1 rRNA gene is annotated in these 2953 nt (G+C 52.6%); it reads right to left on the bottom strand.

The annotated features are described in order from the left end of the window. Positions 1–24: 24 nt before the first annotated feature. Positions 25–2931 (bottom strand): 23S ribosomal RNA (locus NXT09_RS22290). Positions 2932–2953: the final 22 nt, after the last annotated feature.

The following is a 2953-nucleotide window of genomic DNA, read 5'->3' as shown; positions in this document are numbered from 1 at the left end:
CCCACAAAACACCTTCGGTGTTGTAAGGTTAAGCCTCTCGGGTCATTAGTACTGGTTAGCTCAACGTATCGCTACGCTTACACACCCAGCCTATCTACGTCGTCGTCTTCAACGGCCCTTCAGGGACATCAAGTGTCCAGGGAAGACTCATCTCGAGGCAAGTTTCCCGCTTAGATGCTTTCAGCGGTTATCTCTTCCGCACTTAGCTACCGGGCAATGCAATTGGCATCACAACCCGTACACCAGTGGTGCGTTCACTCCGGTCCTCTCGTACTAGGAGCAACCCCTCTCAATCTTCCAACGCCCACGGCAGATAGGGACCGAACTGTCTCACGACGTTCTAAACCCAGCTCGCGTACCACTTTAAATGGCGAACAGCCATACCCTTGGGACCTACTTCAGCCCCAGGATGTGATGAGCCGACATCGAGGTGCCAAACACCGCCGTCGATATGAACTCTTGGGCGGTATCAGCCTGTTATCCCCGGAGTACCTTTTATCCGTTGAGCGATGGCCCTTCCATTCAGAACCACCGGATCACTAAGACCTGCTTTCGCACCTGCTCGAGCTGTCACTCTCGCAGTCAAGCTAGCTTATGCCTTTGCACTAACCTCCTGATGTCCGACCAGGATTAGCTAACCTTCGTGCTCCTCCGTTACGCTTTGGGAGGAGACCGCCCCAGTCAAACTACCCACCAGACACTGTCCGCAACCCGGATCACGGGTCCACGTTAGAACATCAAACATTAAAGGGTGGTATTTCAAGGTTGGCTCCACGCAGACTGGCGTCCACGCTTCAAAGCCTCCCACCTATCCTACACATCAAGGCTCAAGGTTCAGTGTCAAGCTATAGTAAAGGTTCACGGGGTCTTTCCGTCTTGCCGCGGGTACACTGCATCTTCACAGCGAGTTCAATTTCACTGAGTCTCGGGTGGAGACAGCCTGGCCATCATTACGCCATTCGTGCAGGTCGGAACTTACCCGACAAGGAATTTCGCTACCTTAGGACCGTTATAGTTACGGCCGCCGTTTACCGGGGCTTCGATCAAGAGCTTCGCCTTGCGGCTGACCCCATCAATTAACCTTCCGGCACCGGGCAGGCGTCACACCGTATACGTCCACTTTCGTGTTTGCACAGTGCTGTGTTTTTATTAAACAGTTGCAGCCAGCTGGTATCTTCGACTGATTTCAGCTCCATGAGCAAGTCACTTCACCTACCATCAGCGTGCCTTCTCCCGAAGTTACGGCACCATTTTGCCTAGTTCCTTCACCCGAGTTCTCTCAAGCGCCTGAGTATTCTCTACCTGACCACCTGTGTCGGTTTGGGGTACGATTTGATGTTACCTGGAGCTTAGAGGCTTTTCCTGGAAGCGTAGCATCGGTTACTTCATCACCGTAGTGACTCGTCATCACGCCTCAGTGTTAACGATGACCCGGATTTACCAAAGTCATCCACCTTCACGCTTAAACCGGGACAACCGTCGCCCGGATAACCTAGCTTTCTCCGTCCCCCCTTCGCAGTAACACCGAGTACAGGAATATTAACCTGTTTCCCATCGACTACGCTTTTCAGCCTCGCCTTAGGGGTCGACTCACCCTGCCCCGATTAACGTTGGACAGGAACCCTTGGTCTTCCGGCGTGCGGGTTTTTCACCCGCATTATCGTTACTTATGTCAGCATTCGCACTTCTGATACCTCCAGCAGCCCTCACAGGCCACCTTCGACGGCTTACAGAACGCTCCCCTACCCAACAACACCTAAGTGTCGCTGCCGCAGCTTCGGTGCATGGTTTAGCCCCGTTACATCTTCCGCGCAGGCCGACTCGACCAGTGAGCTATTACGCTTTCTTTAAATGATGGCTGCTTCTAAGCCAACATCCTGGCTGTCTATGCCTTCCCACATCGTTTCCCACTTAACCATGACTTTGGGACCTTAGCTGGCGGTCTGGGTTGTTTCCCTCTTCACGACGAACGTTAGCACCCGCCGTGTGTCTCCCGTGATAACATTCTTCGGTATTCGTAGTTTGCATCGGGTTGGTAAGTCGGGATGACCCCCTAGCCGAAACAGTGCTCTACCCCCGAAGATGAATTCACGAGGCGCTACCTAAATAGCTTTCGGGGAGAACCAGCTATCTCCCGGTTTGATTGGCCTTTCACCCCCAGCCACAAGTCATCCGCTAATTTTTCAACATTAGTCGGTTCGGTCCTCCAGTTAGTGTTACCCAACCTTCAACCTGCCCATGGCTAGATCACCGGGTTTCGGGTCTATACCCTGCAACTTAACGCCCAGTTAAGACTCGGTTTCCCTGCGGCTCCCCTATACGGTTAACCTTGCTACAGAATATAAGTCGCTGACCCATTATACAAAAGGTACGCAGTCACCTAACAAGTAGGCTCCCACTGCTTGTACGTACACGGTTTCAGGTTCTATTTCACTCCCCTCGCCGGGGTTCTTTTCGCCTTTCCCTCACGGTACTGGTTCACTATCGGTCAGTCAGGAGTATTTAGCCTTGGAGGATGGTCCCCCCATATTCAGACAGGATGTCACGTGTCCCGCCCTACTCATCGAACTCACAATCTGTGCATTTTTGTGTACGGGACTATCACCCTTTACTGTGCGACTTTCCAGACGCTTCCACTAACACACAAACTGATTCAGGTTCTGGGCTCCTCCCCGTTCGCTCGCCGCTACTAGGGGAATCTCGGTTGATTTCTTTTCCTCGGGGTACTGAGATGTTTCAGTTCCCCCGGTTCGCCTCATGACACTATGGATTCATGTCATGATAGTGTGTCGAAACACACTGGGTTTCCCCATTCGGGTATCGTCGGGTATAACGCTTCATATCAGCTTACCGACGCTTATCGCAGATTAGCACGCCCTTCATCGCCTCTGACTGCCTAGGCATCCACCGTGTACGCTTAGTCGCTTAACCTCACAACCCGAAGGTGTCTTTG

Origin of the sequence: Pectobacterium jejuense, from assembly GCF_026800125.1 — a bacterium.
Classification (GTDB): Bacteria; Pseudomonadota; Gammaproteobacteria; order Enterobacterales; family Enterobacteriaceae; genus Pectobacterium; species Pectobacterium jejuense.
This window is presented reverse-complemented; position numbering and strand designations above follow the sequence as displayed.